Genomic DNA, 13,562 nt, shown 5'->3' on the forward strand with positions numbered 1-13,562 from the left:
TCCTGAGCGGATCCAGTAGCGCTAACGACTATGGGGTAGAGCTGCCGTATGACGCATGGCGACCGGGCTCGCTGACGCCACTGCTCTAACGCCTGGAAGCCGGAGGCCTGATCCGCCGGACCCGCAGCAAGGAAGATGAACGCGTGGTGCTGCTGACCCTGACCGAGCAAGGCAAGGCGCTGCACAAAAAGGCCCAGGGCGTTCCGCAATGCATTCTCGCCGCCAGCGGCATTAACCTTGAACAGCTCAAGGCCCTGCAGAAAGACCTGCTCGCCCTGCGTGGAAATCTGCTCGAGAGCCTCTGATCAGACCCCTTCATCGACTCACCTCAAAAATCTCGAAAATTTATCTTGCGCACTAAACATTGGCACAGTACATTTCACTTCACTTGCTTAGCGCACAAAACTTTAGCGCAAAGCAGACCCTGATTCATTCAACGCTATTCAACCCATCAGCACGTGAGGAATTACCATGCAAGCGCTCTACACTGCAGTCGCAACCGCAACCGGTGGCCGTGATGGCCGCGCTGTTTCCGACAACAAAATTCTCGACGTCAAACTGGCCACCCCGAAAGAACTGGGCGGCGCTGGCGGCGAAGCCACCAACCCAGAGCAACTGTTTGCTGCCGGCTACTCGGCCTGCTTCATCGGCGCACTGAAATTCGTCGCCGGCCAGAGCAAGAAAACCATCCCGGCTGACGCGTCGATCACTGCCCACGTCGGCATCGGCCAGATCCCTGGCGGTTTCGGTCTGGACATCGACCTGCACATCAGCCTGCCGGGCCTTGAACAAGCCGAAGCCCAGGCGCTGGTCGATGCAGCCCACCAAGTCTGCCCTTACTCCAACGCCACACGCGGCAACGTCGACGTTCGTCTGCACGTGACTGTGTAAAAACCTGGCGTAAGGCCTCGCCTCCAACCCTCGTCTGACCGGGAGAAGAACATGAACACGTTTGGCAAGATTCTGGCTGGCTCGCTCCTCGCACTGTCCATCGGCAACGCTTTTGCTGCGACCGATACGGGCGTCGAGCACAACACGCAGGCGTTTCTGGACGCGCTGAATTCCGGAAGCGGCAAGCCGATCGAACAGCTTTCGCCCAAAGATGCCCGCGCCGTCCTGACCGGTGCCCAGGCCGGGGTCAAGTTGACCCTGCCCAAGGCCGATGTCAGCCAGAAGACCATTTCGGTGGATGGCCAAGACATCAGCCTGACGATCGTTCGTCCGGCCGGCGTCAAAGGCACCTTGCCGGTGTTCATGTATTTCCACGGCGGCGGCTGGGTGCTCGGCGATTACCCGACCCACGAACGTCTGGTGCGGGATCTGGTCGAGGGTTCGGGGGCAGTGGCGGTGTTCGTCAACTACACCCCATCACCTGAAGCCCACTACCCGACGGCGATCAACCAGGCCTATGCGGCGACCAAATGGGTCGCCGAGCATGGCAAGGAAATCAACGTCGACGGCAAGCGTCTGGCGGTGGCGGGCAACAGCGTCGGCGGCAACATGGCGACAGTTGTCAGCCTGATGGCCAAAGACAAAGGCACGCCGGCCATCCGTTACCAGGTGCTGTTGTGGCCGGTGACTGACGCCAACTTCGATACCGGTTCGTACGATCAGTTTGCCGAGGGTCACTTCCTCACCCGCAACATGATGAAGTGGTTCTGGGACAACTACACCACCGACCCGAAACAGCGCGCCGAGATCTATGCCTCACCGCTGCGGGCCACGACCGAGCAGCTGAAAGGTCTGCCGCCTGCCCTGGTGCAAACCGCAGGGGCTGACGTGCTGCGCGACGAAGGTGAAGCCTACGCCCGCAAGCTGGACCAGGCCGGTGTGCCGGTGACGGCGGTACGTTACAGCGGCATGATTCACGATTACGGGCTTTTGAACGTGATCAGCCAAGTGCCGGAAGTGCGCTCGGCAATGCTGCAGGCTTCGCAAGAACTCAAGGCTCATCTGAAGTAAATGCGTCAGCGGGCGTCAACTCGGCGCCCACAAAAAAGCCCGACTCGATGGTCGGGCTTTCTCGTGTCCGGCGTTACATCACCGGCATTACAAAAACTGTGCTTATTTGGCACGGCCTTTGTAGGAACCGCCTTCACGGGTATCGATTTCGATCTTGTCACCGATTTCGATGAAGTCAGCCACCTGCAGCTCGGTGCCGTTGGCCAGTTTGGCCGGCTTCATGACCTTGCCCGAGGTGTCGCCACGAGCCGAACCTTCGGTGTAGTCAACGGTGCGCACGATGGTGGTCGGCAGCTCTACGGAAACCAGACGCTCTTCAAAGAAGATCGCTTCGCAGACGTCGGTCATGCCTTCTTCAACGAATGGCAGAACGGCTTCGATGTCTTCGGCGTTCAGCTCGTACATGGTGTAGTCGGTGGTGTCCATGAACGTGTAAGTGTCGCCGCTGATGAAAGACAGCGTGGCTTCTTTACGGTCCAGGATCACGTCGTCCAGCTTGTCGTCGGCGCTGTAGACGATTTCAGTCTTGTAGCCGGTCAGCAGGTTCTTCAGCTTGGTTTTCATGATCGCGCTGTTACGGCCCGACTTGGTGAATTCAGCTTTCTGAACCAGCCAAGGATCGTTTTCCAGCTTGATCACGGTACCGGGTTTAAGCTCTTTGCCAGTTTTCATTACGAGTATCCGAATTTGGATGAAAGATCTTTCTAAGCCCTGTACGAAAAGCCACTTTTCGTACAGGGCTTAATACAAGGCCGCGTATCATATCCAACTTTGGTAAAACCTTACCAGCGCAGTCGTCAGATCCTCCTGCAAGGCCTGTTCCAGACACCAGCGCCGGGCATGGGCGGCGAGTTCATCGGTGTGCTGATCCAGCGCATTCCAGCCCTGAGTCATGGCTGTTCCGCCATTCCAGCTGCGCCAGACCTCGGTCAGCGCCTGCCCTGCAGCCTCCGACAACCCCCCCCGATACAGCTCCAGAAACGCATCGAGCTTGGCCCAGTGGGCATCGTCATCCTGCTCATAGATGTGCCAGATCAGCGGCCGCCCCGCCCATTGCGCGCGGACGAAGGAGTCCTCGCCGCGCACCACGTTGAAATCACAGCACCACAACAGCGAATCGTAGTCTTGCTGATGCACGAACGGCAGCACCTGAATGGTCAGGGCATCGCGCGCATGCACGGCGCCCGCCGTCAATTCATCCACGCCCAACCAGCGCTGAACGTCGCCCAGAATGCGGCCCTCAGGCACCAGCAAATGGGTAGTGCAATCAGCCTGGGCCAGGCAATCCAGCCAGCTCCCGAGCCCGGCGTGTTCGTAGGCAAACAGTGACATCAGCCGCGCATCGGCGTGGGGCGCGATGTTCAGGCGCTGGAGGAAGGATTGTCGTGCGGCGGGATTGGCCTGGAACGTCTGGCGCTTTTCGATCAAGCCGGCTTCACGCAACAACCCGCCGGTCTTCGCGGTGAATCCGGGGAAAAAGAAGTACTTGCGCAGGCCCGAAGACTGGATCGACGGCAGGCCGTGGCAGCCCGACACCCAGTCTTCGGCACTCAGGTACTCGAGGTTGAACCACAGCGGCCGTTTCTCTGCCCCGAGCATGGCGTCGATGTAGTCCGGTGGCAGGCGACAGGCAAAGGCCTCGACCACGACGTGCGGCAGCTGCAACGGCTGCCAGGTCTTGGGCCATGCCGCTGGCCAGCGACAGACGATAACGCCATCCTGCATTTGCTGATCAGCCAGGGGGTCGGCACCCGGGCACAGCCGGGCGAAGGCGTTCAGGTCATCGATCCAGAGGCGAACCTGCAGGTCGTGTTCGGCGACCAGTTGTCGGGCCAGGCGAAAGGTCACGCCGACGTCGCCGAAATTATCGACAACGCTACAGAAAATATCCCAAGAGGCTTTCATCCGGGCTCCCTGAGGATGTTCAAAAAACCGATTGTCCGTCATTGCGGCGCAGAATCGCCAGCCCCGGTCGTGCGACAATCGCCGCCACTGCTGGCCACATGCATACAAGTCTGGAGTCTGTCATGTACGTCAACCCACGCGAACTGTCCGTCACGCTGCGCCCGCTCAAGCTGATCCTGTCGATTGCCGCCGGCATCTGGCTGGGGGTTCTCGCTGTCCTGCTAAGCCTGTGGCTGATCTATAAACTGCTCCCCGCCGAGCAGACCCAGGCACTGAACAATGCCGCGGCGCAGATAACTGCCCCGCCCGCGGCCAGACCAAAACCCGAAACTGATAACCCGATGTTCGATCAGTACCGGCAGATTCTGCGCGACAGCGAAACGCGGCAGACCCAGGAGGCTGAGCAGGCGGAGCGGCAACGCAGCTTCAACGGCCCGAAATGTCAGTTCTGGATGCAGCAGAACCAGACCGCGCCCAGCGAGAAAAGCCGTGCGAGCGTCTATCAGTTCTGCGGTTGAATCCCTTTTTGTCGAGCCATTCCATGCCACCGAATACGCCATGCCCGTGAACAAGCAAACCGTCCTGCAGTGCATCGTCGAGAAACTGCAGGTCGACCTCGATGTGGCCGTGCGTGCCGCGCAAACGGCGTACGAAACCGCGACCCACGAAGAGAACATCGCCGAGAACAAGTACGACACGCTCGGGCTGGAGGCGTCCTATCTGGCGGCGGGTCAGGCGCGGCGCGTGGAAGAAATCCGCCAGTCGCTGAACCTCTGCCGCCACCTCGTGCTCAAGCCCTTCGATGAGCAGCGCGGCATTCAGACCGGCGACCTCATTGCCCTTCAGGCAGGCAACGGCGCGCAACAGCGGTTGTTTCTCGCGCCTGACGCGGCGGGGCTGAAACTCACGGTCGAAGAGCAGGTGATTACGGTGATCACCGCACGTTCGCCACTGGGACAAAGCCTGCTTGGCAAGTTCGATGGCGATGAGGTGGAAGTGGTAGTGAACGGCAGCCGTCAATCGTTCGAGATCACGCAAATCCTGTGACCCACTGATCATTTGCAGGGTTGTAGCGTCCGAGTTTTTGTGGGTAAGGTGCGCAGTCGCACCACAAAGGGTGAACCCCGGAACACGGAGCCGGGGACACGGATTTAACCAAGGAGATATTTCATGACGAACGTCATCACTTTCCCTGACGCCCATGAACGTGATCGCCTCAAGTCCAGTGACCACCACGGGTTGAGATACCTGAACAAGAAAGAGCGACAACTGATCGACCGCCTGCGCATGACCAGTCACGCTGGCCGCCAGTACGTTTACGACTACGCCAGCATCATGCAGCGTTCCAAACCGCTGTACCCCGAGCCGGTGGACTGACGCGGCGCAACCGGGACACGCGCCGGTTCAGCAGAGGTTCAGTACAACGCCAATGAGCGCGGGCCTATAGTGGGCAGGTGTTTCTGTCCTCAGGAAAGCATCATGCCCACTGCCACGCCCAGGCCCGTCCCCTCGCCCGTCGAACCGAGCGCTGCCGCTGCGCCGGCAGATCATCTGCGCTTTCACAAACGCCACGCCCACCTGGCGCCGACCTTTGGCACCGATGCCTTCGCCCTCAAGGCCGAGGCGTTTGCGCGCTTTTTCGGCACGCCCACCTTTCTCGGCGCCCAGACGTTTCTGGTGGTGCTGTGGGTTGGCGCCAACCTGAGCGGGCTGGTGTCATTCGATCTCTACCCGTTCATCCTGCTCAATCTGGCGTTCAGCCTGCAATCGGCCTACGCCGCGCCGCTCATTCTCCTCGCGCAAACACGACAGGCTGCCCGCGACAAGGCCAGCGCCGATGCCGACGCGCTCCACCGCGAGGCGTTGGCAACGGCTAATGAAGAACGCATGGCGCGAGCGGCGCAAAACACCGCACAGATGCTGGAACTGCTGGAACAAAACACCCGGCTCACCGAAATGACCAAAGTGCTGACCGAACGGGTGGAAGCGCTGACGGCGGACATGCACAAGCATTTCGTAAAACGCGATGGGCATGTCTGATCTGGAGCCGGTCGCAGAACCCTGTGGGAGTGACCGCCACAGGCCCTCCGAAATCACATCCCGTTGAACGATCACGATCAAGCGCTGCCCCAAACTTCATGGCATTCATGATCCCCCGTCAAAAGTCCCGTGCCCGCGCTGTGGTTTTTCCCTGCCAGCCGACGCGGGATACTGGGAATCTGCTTCCTTCATCCCTACCCCCTCGAACTCTGGAGTCTTCCCATGACTGTTCCCGCATTTGGCCTCGGCACCTTCCGTTTGAAAGATCAGGTCGTCATCGACTCGGTCAGCAACGGCCTGGATCTGGGCTATCGCGTCATCGACACCGCGCAGATCTACGGCAATGAAGCCGAGGTCGGTCAGGCCATCGAGCAAAGCGGCGTGTCCCGTGATGAGCTGTACATCACCACCAAGATCTGGACTGACAATTTCGCCGCCGACAAGCTGATCCCGAGCCTTAAGGAAAGCCTGGCCAAGCTGAAAACCGATCACGTCGACCTGACGCTGATCCACTGGCCGTCGCCGAAGGGCCAGGTGCCTGTCGCCGAATTCATGGGCGCACTGCTGGAAGCCAAGCGGCAAGGCCTGACCCGCGAGATCGGCATTTCCAATTTCACCGTGGCGCTGATGGGTGAAGCCATCGCTGCGGTCGGTGCCGAGAATATCGCCACCAACCAGATCGAACTGCACCCGTACCTGCAAAACCGTACCGTGGCCGCTTTCGCTCAACAGCACGGGATCAAGATCACGTCCTACATGACCCTGGCCTACGGGGAAGTGCTGAAAGACCCGGTGATCGAGCAGATCGCCCAGCGCCACAACGCGACGCCTGCGCAAGTGACCCTGACGTGGGCCATGCAACTGGGCTATGCGGTGATTCCGTCGTCGACCAAACGCGCCAACCTGGAAAGCAACCTGAAAGCCGTCGACCTTACGCTCAGCCAGGACGACATGGCGCAGATCGCCCAGCTGGACCGCGGCCATCGCCTGACCAGCCCGGCCAGCCTTGCGCCGCAGTGGGATTGATAAAGCGCTGATTCTGGCTTCGGCCAGAATCACCCCAATCAGCGCCCCCTAATAACGCACCCGAACCATAAACAGGCGCCCTGCCTGGACCCTCCCCCGAAATTGGTTCGCTTCCCGGCTGAACCAATCCCGCTCCTCCTCGCGAACCAGACTTCCGAACCTTTGCCGATTGGCCCGAAGCGGCGGGATCACGCCTGCCCTTGTGCCGGCCATCGGACCTTGCGGGTGAACCAATTTTCATTGGCATCGCTATTGCACTCCTATTCTGCAGCCAGGCCCTGCTTCACGCAGCCCATGGCCTCCGGTTCACCCCCGTGACGAGAGACGCAGATGGACAGCATCGACACCGACGCAACCCACGACACTTCGTCAAAGATGGCCCTCGACGCGTTGCGCCAACTGGTCGCGCAGCAGGCGGCCTTCCCGCAACGGCCGTTGCCGACCGAGCGCGATCTGGCGGTGGATTTCGGCGTCAGTCGCCGGGCCATTCGCCGCGCGCTGGCGGTGCTCGAAGCCGAGGGGCACATCTGGCGGCGGCAGGGCAAAGGCACTTTCGTCGGCCCTACCCCGCCGAGCGCGGCCATGAGCTTTGCCAAGCTGTCGAGCCGGACCAATTTCAGCGAGGTCATGGAAGCGCGCATCTATCTGGAACCGGCGCTGGCGTCACTGGCCGCCCTGCGCGCCAGCGGCGAACAGATGGCGATCCTGCGCCGGCTCGCCGAGCGCACCACCCACCAGCAACATGCCAGCGAACCCGACGCCGAAGGCATCGAGCTGTGGGACAGCGCGCTGCATCGCGGGATCGCCGAAGCCGCCGGCAACCGCCTGATGCTCGATATCTTCGAAATGCTCGACGCCATTCGTCTTGACCCGGCCTGGCGCGACCTGCGCCAGCGCGCCCGCAACACCGATCGCCTGAGCACCTACAGCCACGACCACCACGACATCATCGGCGCCATCGAGAGCCGCGATCCGGCCAAGGCCGCCACCGCCATGCGCGGGCACCTGCGTGCGCTGCAACAGGCGCTCGATCACGTCATCCAGCAAGACCTCGAGGCCAGCGTATGAGTGCTTCACCCGCGAACACCCCATCGGTATTGAGCGTCAGCGACCTCACCGTGCGCTTCAAGGATGCCCCGGCCAATGTCGTCGACGGCGTGTCGTTCGCCATTCAGCCGGGCAAGACCCTGGCCATCGTCGGCGAGTCCGGCTGCGGCAAAAGCGTGACGTCCATGGCGTTGATGGGCTTGCTGCCCGACACCGCCACCGTCCAGGCCAGCGCCTCGAATCTGCTGGGCGAACCTTTGATCGGTATGTCCGACGAGCGCCTGCTGGACGTGCGCGGAAACCGCATGGCAATGATCTTTCAGGAGCCGATGACCTCGCTCAATCCGGTGTTCACCATTGGTGACCAGATCGCCGAGAGTGTGATTCGCCATCAGGGTCTGTCTGCCAGCGCCGCCCGCCAGCGCGCGCTGGAAATGCTGGAAAAGGTCCGCGTGCCCGATGCCCTTCAACGCCTCGACGCTTACCCCCACGAGCTGTCCGGCGGCATGCGTCAGCGCGCGATGATCGCTATGGCACTGGCCAACGACCCTGCGCTGATCATCGCCGACGAACCCACCACCGCCCTGGACGTGACCATTCAGGCGCAGATTCTTTCGCTGGTCGCCAGCCTCCAGGCCGAAACCGGCACCTCGATGATGCTCATCACCCACGACCTCGGCGTGGTCGCCGAAGTGGCCGACGAGGTCATCGTGATGTACGCCGGGCGCGTCGTCGAAAGCGGTTCGGTGAAGACCTTATTCGATGATCCGCAGCACCCTTACACCATCGGCCTGATGGGCTCGATGCCCTCGGTTGGCCCTCGCGAAGGGCGTTTGGCAACGATCAATGGCCGTGTGCCGACGCCGGCTGAAATGCCTACGGGCTGCCGCTTTGCCAGCCGTTGCCCGTTCGTCATCGCTGCCTGCCGGGAAGCCCGTCCGCCGTTGCAGGAAGTCTCCGCCGGGCATTTCGCCGCCTGCATTCGTGTGCCACTTGAACAGCATCTGGGAGTCAGCGCATGAGCCTGTCAGGCCCACACATCGTGAACAACGGGGTGGCTGAATCGGCGCTGGAAAAGCCGATTCTGGAAAGCATCGCGGTGAGCAAACACTTTCACAGCGAAGCCGGGTTGTTCCAGCGCAAGAAGCCACCCGTGCAGGCGGTCAATGAGGTTTCCCTGGCCGTGCGCCGGGGCGAAACCCTGGCGCTGGTGGGTGAGTCCGGCTCGGGTAAATCGACCCTGGGCCGGGTGCTGCTGAACCTGCTCAAGCCCACCGCTGGCGACGTCATTTATGAAGGCCGCAACCTGGGCAACCTGCCCGCCGACAAGCTGCGTCAGGTACGCCGCGATCTGCAGATCATTTTCCAGGACCCGTTCGCCTCGCTGAACCCGCGCATGAGCGTGGAATCGATCATCGGCGAGCCGATCTGGCTGCATCGCGACGACAGCCGCAGCGCGCGTCAGGACAAAGTCGCCGAGCTGCTGCGCACGGTGGGTCTGGCGCCGGAGCACGGCAGCCGCTTTCCCCACGAATTTTCCGGTGGTCAGCGTCAGCGCATCGGTATCGCCCGGGCGCTGGCCTCGGAACCACGGCTGATCCTCGGCGACGAACCGGTGTCGGCGCTCGACGTTTCGGTGCAGGCCCAGGTGGTGAATCTGCTGGAAGACCTCAAGCACCAGTTCGGCCTGACCCTGCTGATCGTCGCCCACGGCCTCGCGGTGATCCGCCACATGAGCGACCGTGTGGCGGTGATGTACCTCGGCGAGATCGTCGAACTGGCGCCGGTCAACGCGCTGTTCGAAACGCCGTTTCATCCTTACACGCAAGCGCTGATGGCCGCCGTGCCGGTCAGCCATCCCGATCTGCGCCGTCCGCGGCCGTTACTCGGCGGTGACATGCCAAGCCCGAGCAAGCCGCCGTCCGGTTGCCGCTTTCACACCCGTTGCCCCCACGCCAAGCCGCTGTGCCGCGAGGCGAAGCCGCTCTTCGAAAGCGTCGAGCCGGGGCGTCAGGTGGCCTGCCATTACTGGCGCGAAATCGCCAATGCCGGCGCCGGTTCGCTGATCGTGCCCACGCCCAGCGCCGCCTACAGCCAGCGCCTGAACCTGTTCAAAAGCCATCAAGCCCTTTCTCTGGAGAGTCAGCCATGAAATTCGCCCACCTGATGACAACCACGTTGTTGCTGCTCGCTGCGAATGCGGCTGTCGCCGAAACCACCCTGCGCATCGGCATTCAGGACGACCCTGACATGCTCGACCCGCACCGCTCGCGCACTTACTCGGGGCGTCTGGTCTACACCGCGCTGTGCGACAAGCTGGTGGACGTCAATCCGGACCTGACCTACGCGCCGCAACTGGCCACCGCCTGGAACTGGAGCGAGGACGGCAAGACGCTGACCATGACCCTGCGCGACGGCGTGACCTTCCACGACGGCGAGGTATTCGACGCCGCCGCCGTGAAGTTCAACCTCGACCGTGCGCGCACCCTGCCCGACTCCCTGCGCAAGAGTGAACTGGCGTCGGTGGAAAGCGTTGAGGTGATCGACGCGAAGACCGTGGCGATCAAGGTCAAGCAGCCCGACGCGACGCTGATCTCGCAGCTGTCGGACCGCGCCGGGATGATGCTCGCACCCAAGGCCTCGGCGACCGACGTGGCCTCCAGGCCGGTGTGTTCCGGGCCCTACAAATTTGTTCAGCGCGTGCAGCAGGACCGCATCGTGCTGGAGCGCTTCGACAACTACTGGAACAAGCAGGCGTACCACTTCGACAAGGTGATTTTCCTGCCGATTCCGGACACCTCGGTGCGCCTGGCAAACCTGCGTTCCGGCGACCTGGACATCATCGAACGCGTCGCGCCCACCGACGTGAAGACCGCCAAGGCCGACAGCCACGTGCAGGTGTTCAGCACGCCGGGCCTGGGCTACATGCAGCTGATGTACAACACCAACAACGGCGACAAAGCCAACACCCCGATGGGCAAGGACAAGCGCGTGCGCAAGGCTTTCGAGCTGGCGATCGACCGTGACGCGATCAATCAGGTGGTGTTCGAAGGCCTGTACGCGCCGAGCGCCCAGCCGTTCCCGAAAAACAGCCCGTATTACGACAAGGACTTGCCGCTCCCGACCCGTGACGTCGAAGCCAGCAAAAAACTGCTTGCGGAAGCCGGGGTCAAGACGCCCCTCGCCGTGGAGCTGAAAGTCGCCAACAACCCCATCGCCCAGCAGGTCGGCCAGATCATTCAGGCGATGGCGGAAGAAGCCGGCTTCAAGGTCAATCTGATCGCCACCGAATACGCCACGCTGCTCAGCGAGCAACAGGCCGGCAACTTCCAGATCGGCATGAGCGCCTGGTCGGGCCGCCCTGATCCGGATGGCGACATCCACCAGTTCGTGACCTGCAAGGGCGGCCAGAACGACGGGCATTTCTGTGACCCGAAACTCGACGAGCTGCTGAACAAGGCGCGCACCGTGAACGATCAGGCCCAGCGTCAGGCCATCTACTTCGAGGCCCTGCGCCTGCTCGCCGAAGACGTGCCGACCAGCTACCTGTACTTCGATCCGCGAATCATCGCCATGCGCAGCAACCTCACCGGTTTCGTGCCCAATCCCGATGGTTTGATTCGCCTGAACAACGTCGCTTTCAAATGACAGCGGCGCCCGTGGACAACCGCTTCGGCCGCGAGGATTCGTCATGCTGACATTCATCCTGCGACGCCTGCTCAGTGCCATTCCGACGCTGATCCTGGTTTCGCTGTTTGTCTTCACCCTGCAAAAGCTGCTGCCCGGTGATCCGGTGCAGGCCATGGCGGGTGAAGAGCGCGACCCGGCGGTGATGGAATACCTGCGCGAGAAATACCGGCTCAACGACCCGCTGCCGCTGCAGTATGTGCACTGGGTCGGCAATGTCCTGCAGGGCGACTTCGGCACCTCGTTGCGCACTGAGCAACCGGTGACCGTGCTGCTGGCCTCAAAGCTGCCGGTGACCATCGAACTGGCGGTGCTGGCGCTGATCATCGCGCTGGTGATCGGCATTCCGACGGGGGTGATCTCGGCGGTGCGCAAGGGCACGTCGGTGGACTACGCGGCCAACGTGTTTGCCCTGTCGGGGATCTCGATTCCGCACTTCTGGCTGGGGATTCTGTTGATCATGATCTTCGCCGTGAAGCTGCAATGGCTGCCGGCCTCGGGCTTTGTGCCGCTGGGTGAAGACGTCGGGCAGAACCTGAAAACCCTGATCCTGCCGGCCTTCGTGCTGGGCGCCGGGCTGTCGGGCGTGCTGATGCGCCACACCCGCAGCGCGATGCTCGAAGTGCTGCGCGCCGACTACGTGCGCACGGCACGGGCCAAAGGTCTGTTCCCGCGCACGGTGATCTTGAAGCACGCCCTGCGCAACGCGCTGATGCCCATCGTCACGCTCACTACGCTGCTGTTCGGCGAATTGCTCGGCGGCGCGGTGCTGACCGAGCAGGTCTTCAGCATTCCCGGCTTCGGCAAAATGATTGTCGATGCCGTGTTCAACCGTGATTACGCCGTGGTGCAAGGCGTGGTGCTGTGCGTTGCGATCGGCTTTCTGCTGCTCAATCTGCTGGCAGACGTGCTCTATCGCCTGATCAATCCGCGTCTGAGGACTGCCTGATGACTTCGATTGCGACCCATCCTTCGGCGCCGCTGAACGCGCCCTCCCAGGCGCCGTTGAGAGAACCATTGCGACCGCGCACCCGCTCGCCGTTCGTGAAGAAATTCCTCGCCAACAAGGGCGCGGTGGTCGGCGCGGTGGTGCTGATCATCTTCATTCTCGCCGCGCTGCTGGCGCCGTGGATTGCGCCCCATGATCCGCTGAAAGCCAACTTCCTCGCCGTGCGCAAGGCGCCGTCGCTGATCTACTGGCTGGGCACCGACGAGCTAGGCCGCGACCTGTTCTCCCGCCTGCTCTGGGGTGCGCGCAGTTCGTTGCTGGCCGGTGGGGTTTCGGTGGCGATTGCCATGGTCATTGGCGTGCCGCTGGGCCTGTTGGCCGGTTACTTCGGCGGCAAGCTCGACGCGGTGATTTCACGCATCATGGAAGCGCTGCTGTCGTGTCCGTTTCTGGTGCTGGCGATTGCCCTGGGCGCGTTTCTCGGCCCGAGCCTGAGTAATGCGATGATTGCCATCGGGCTGTCGGCGATGCCGATTTTCTCGCGCCTGACCCGCGGTCAGGTGCTGGCGATCCGTCACGAAGATTACCTGGAAGGCGCCCGTGCCATCGGCCTGCCGGACCGCTGGATCATCCTGCGCTACGTGCTGCCGAACGTGCTCTCGCCGCTGGTGGTGCAAGCGACGCTGACCATCGCTTCGGCGATTCTGGCGGAAGCGAGCCTGTCGTTCCTTGGCTTGGGCCAGCAACCCCCCTCGCCGTCCTGGGGCTCGATGCTCAACACTGCGAAGAACTTCATGGAACAGGCGCCGTGGATGTCCATCGCCCCCGGCGTGGCGATCTACATTACGGTGCTGTGTTTCAACCTGCTGGGCGACGGGCTGCGTGATGCCCTCGATCCGAAAAGCTGACGGCGGTCGCGCTTAAACGCCGAAGCTGCGCCTCTATA

15 protein-coding genes and 1 pseudogene are annotated in these 13,562 nt (G+C 62.1%); 14 read left to right on the plus strand and 2 right to left on the minus strand.

Annotated elements, in window-relative coordinates:
• Positions 1-62: 62 nt before the first annotated feature.
• From QWI18_RS08675 to QWI18_RS08685, 3 genes and pseudogenes are all read left to right on the plus strand, one after another.
• A pseudogene (locus tag QWI18_RS08675) lies at positions 63-305 on the plus strand (MarR family winged helix-turn-helix transcriptional regulator); the annotation flags it as partial.
• Between the two features lie 166 nt (positions 306-471).
• On the plus strand, positions 472-891 hold the full coding sequence (locus QWI18_RS08680; RefSeq protein ID WP_065993050.1) for an organic hydroperoxide resistance protein: 420 nt from the start codon (positions 472-474) through the stop codon (positions 889-891).
• Between the two features lie 51 nt (positions 892-942).
• Positions 943-1,962 (plus strand): alpha/beta hydrolase, encoded by a 1,020-nt coding sequence (locus tag QWI18_RS08685; protein ID WP_369318639.1) that lies wholly within the window; start codon positions 943-945, stop codon positions 1,960-1,962.
• A 102-nt stretch (positions 1,963-2,064) separates the two neighbouring features.
• Here the strand turns inward: QWI18_RS08685 and QWI18_RS08690 are convergent, their stop codons facing one another.
• Both QWI18_RS08690 and earP read right to left on the minus strand, forming a co-directional pair.
• Positions 2,065-2,634, minus strand: a complete 570-nt coding sequence (locus tag QWI18_RS08690; RefSeq protein WP_065993048.1) for an elongation factor P — start codon at positions 2,632-2,634, stop codon at positions 2,065-2,067.
• Positions 2,635-2,721: 87 nt separating this feature from the next.
• Positions 2,722-3,867: an elongation factor P maturation arginine rhamnosyltransferase EarP gene (earP, locus tag QWI18_RS08695; protein WP_369318640.1), complete on the minus strand. Its 1,146-nt coding sequence runs from the start codon at positions 3,865-3,867 to the stop codon at positions 2,722-2,724.
• Between the two features lie 122 nt (positions 3,868-3,989).
• Between earP and QWI18_RS08700 the strand changes: the two genes are divergently transcribed.
• From QWI18_RS08700 to QWI18_RS08750, 11 genes are all read left to right on the plus strand, one after another.
• Positions 3,990-4,385 carry a hypothetical protein gene (locus QWI18_RS08700; protein WP_065993046.1) on the plus strand — a complete coding sequence of 132 codons (396 nt, stop codon included), beginning with the start codon at positions 3,990-3,992 and terminating at the stop codon, positions 4,383-4,385.
• Positions 4,386-4,431: 46 nt separating this feature from the next.
• Positions 4,432-4,914: a transcription elongation factor GreAB gene (locus tag QWI18_RS08705; RefSeq protein WP_369318699.1), complete on the plus strand. Its 483-nt coding sequence runs from the start codon at positions 4,432-4,434 to the stop codon at positions 4,912-4,914.
• Positions 4,915-5,037: 123 nt separating this feature from the next.
• On the plus strand, positions 5,038-5,244 hold the full coding sequence (locus QWI18_RS08710) for a hypothetical protein (RefSeq protein ID WP_065993044.1): 207 nt from the start codon (positions 5,038-5,040) through the stop codon (positions 5,242-5,244).
• 102 nt (positions 5,245-5,346) lie between these two features.
• A complete protein-coding gene (locus QWI18_RS08715; RefSeq protein ID WP_369318641.1) occupies positions 5,347-5,907 on the plus strand; it encodes a DUF1003 domain-containing protein in 561 nt (186 codons plus the stop codon).
• Positions 5,908-6,129: 222 nt separating this feature from the next.
• Entirely contained in the window at positions 6,130-6,933 is an 804-nt protein-coding gene (dkgB, locus tag QWI18_RS08720) for a 2,5-didehydrogluconate reductase DkgB (protein WP_369318642.1), read from the plus strand.
• Between the two features lie 330 nt (positions 6,934-7,263).
• Positions 7,264-8,001 (plus strand): FadR/GntR family transcriptional regulator, encoded by a 738-nt coding sequence (locus QWI18_RS08725; protein ID WP_065993032.1) that lies wholly within the window; start codon positions 7,264-7,266, stop codon positions 7,999-8,001.
• Positions 7,998-9,002 (plus strand): ABC transporter ATP-binding protein, encoded by a 1,005-nt coding sequence (locus QWI18_RS08730; RefSeq protein WP_192133746.1) that lies wholly within the window; start codon positions 7,998-8,000, stop codon positions 9,000-9,002. Before QWI18_RS08725 ends, QWI18_RS08730 begins: the two co-directional genes overlap by 4 nt.
• Positions 8,999-10,132: an ABC transporter ATP-binding protein gene (locus tag QWI18_RS08735; protein WP_192133748.1), complete on the plus strand. Its 1,134-nt coding sequence runs from the start codon at positions 8,999-9,001 to the stop codon at positions 10,130-10,132. The genes QWI18_RS08730 and QWI18_RS08735 overlap by 4 nt, the downstream gene beginning before the upstream one ends.
• Positions 10,129-11,628 (plus strand): ABC transporter substrate-binding protein, encoded by a 1,500-nt coding sequence (locus QWI18_RS08740; protein ID WP_192133750.1) that lies wholly within the window; start codon positions 10,129-10,131, stop codon positions 11,626-11,628. The genes QWI18_RS08735 and QWI18_RS08740 overlap by 4 nt, the downstream gene beginning before the upstream one ends.
• Before the next feature lie 43 nt (positions 11,629-11,671).
• Positions 11,672-12,616, plus strand: coding sequence for an ABC transporter permease (locus QWI18_RS08745; RefSeq protein ID WP_037011865.1), 945 nt, complete (start codon positions 11,672-11,674; stop codon positions 12,614-12,616).
• The gene (locus tag QWI18_RS08750; RefSeq protein ID WP_243842309.1) at positions 12,616-13,524 is read left to right on the plus strand and encodes an ABC transporter permease; all 909 of its coding nucleotides are present in this window, start codon (positions 12,616-12,618) and stop codon (positions 13,522-13,524) included. Before QWI18_RS08745 ends, QWI18_RS08750 begins: the two co-directional genes overlap by 1 nt.
• The last annotated feature ends 38 nt before the right edge of the window (positions 13,525-13,562 follow it).

The sequence above is a fragment of the Pseudomonas sp. W2Oct36 genome, from assembly GCF_041060465.1.
Taxonomy (GTDB): domain Bacteria; phylum Pseudomonadota; class Gammaproteobacteria; order Pseudomonadales; family Pseudomonadaceae; genus Aquipseudomonas; species Aquipseudomonas graminis_B.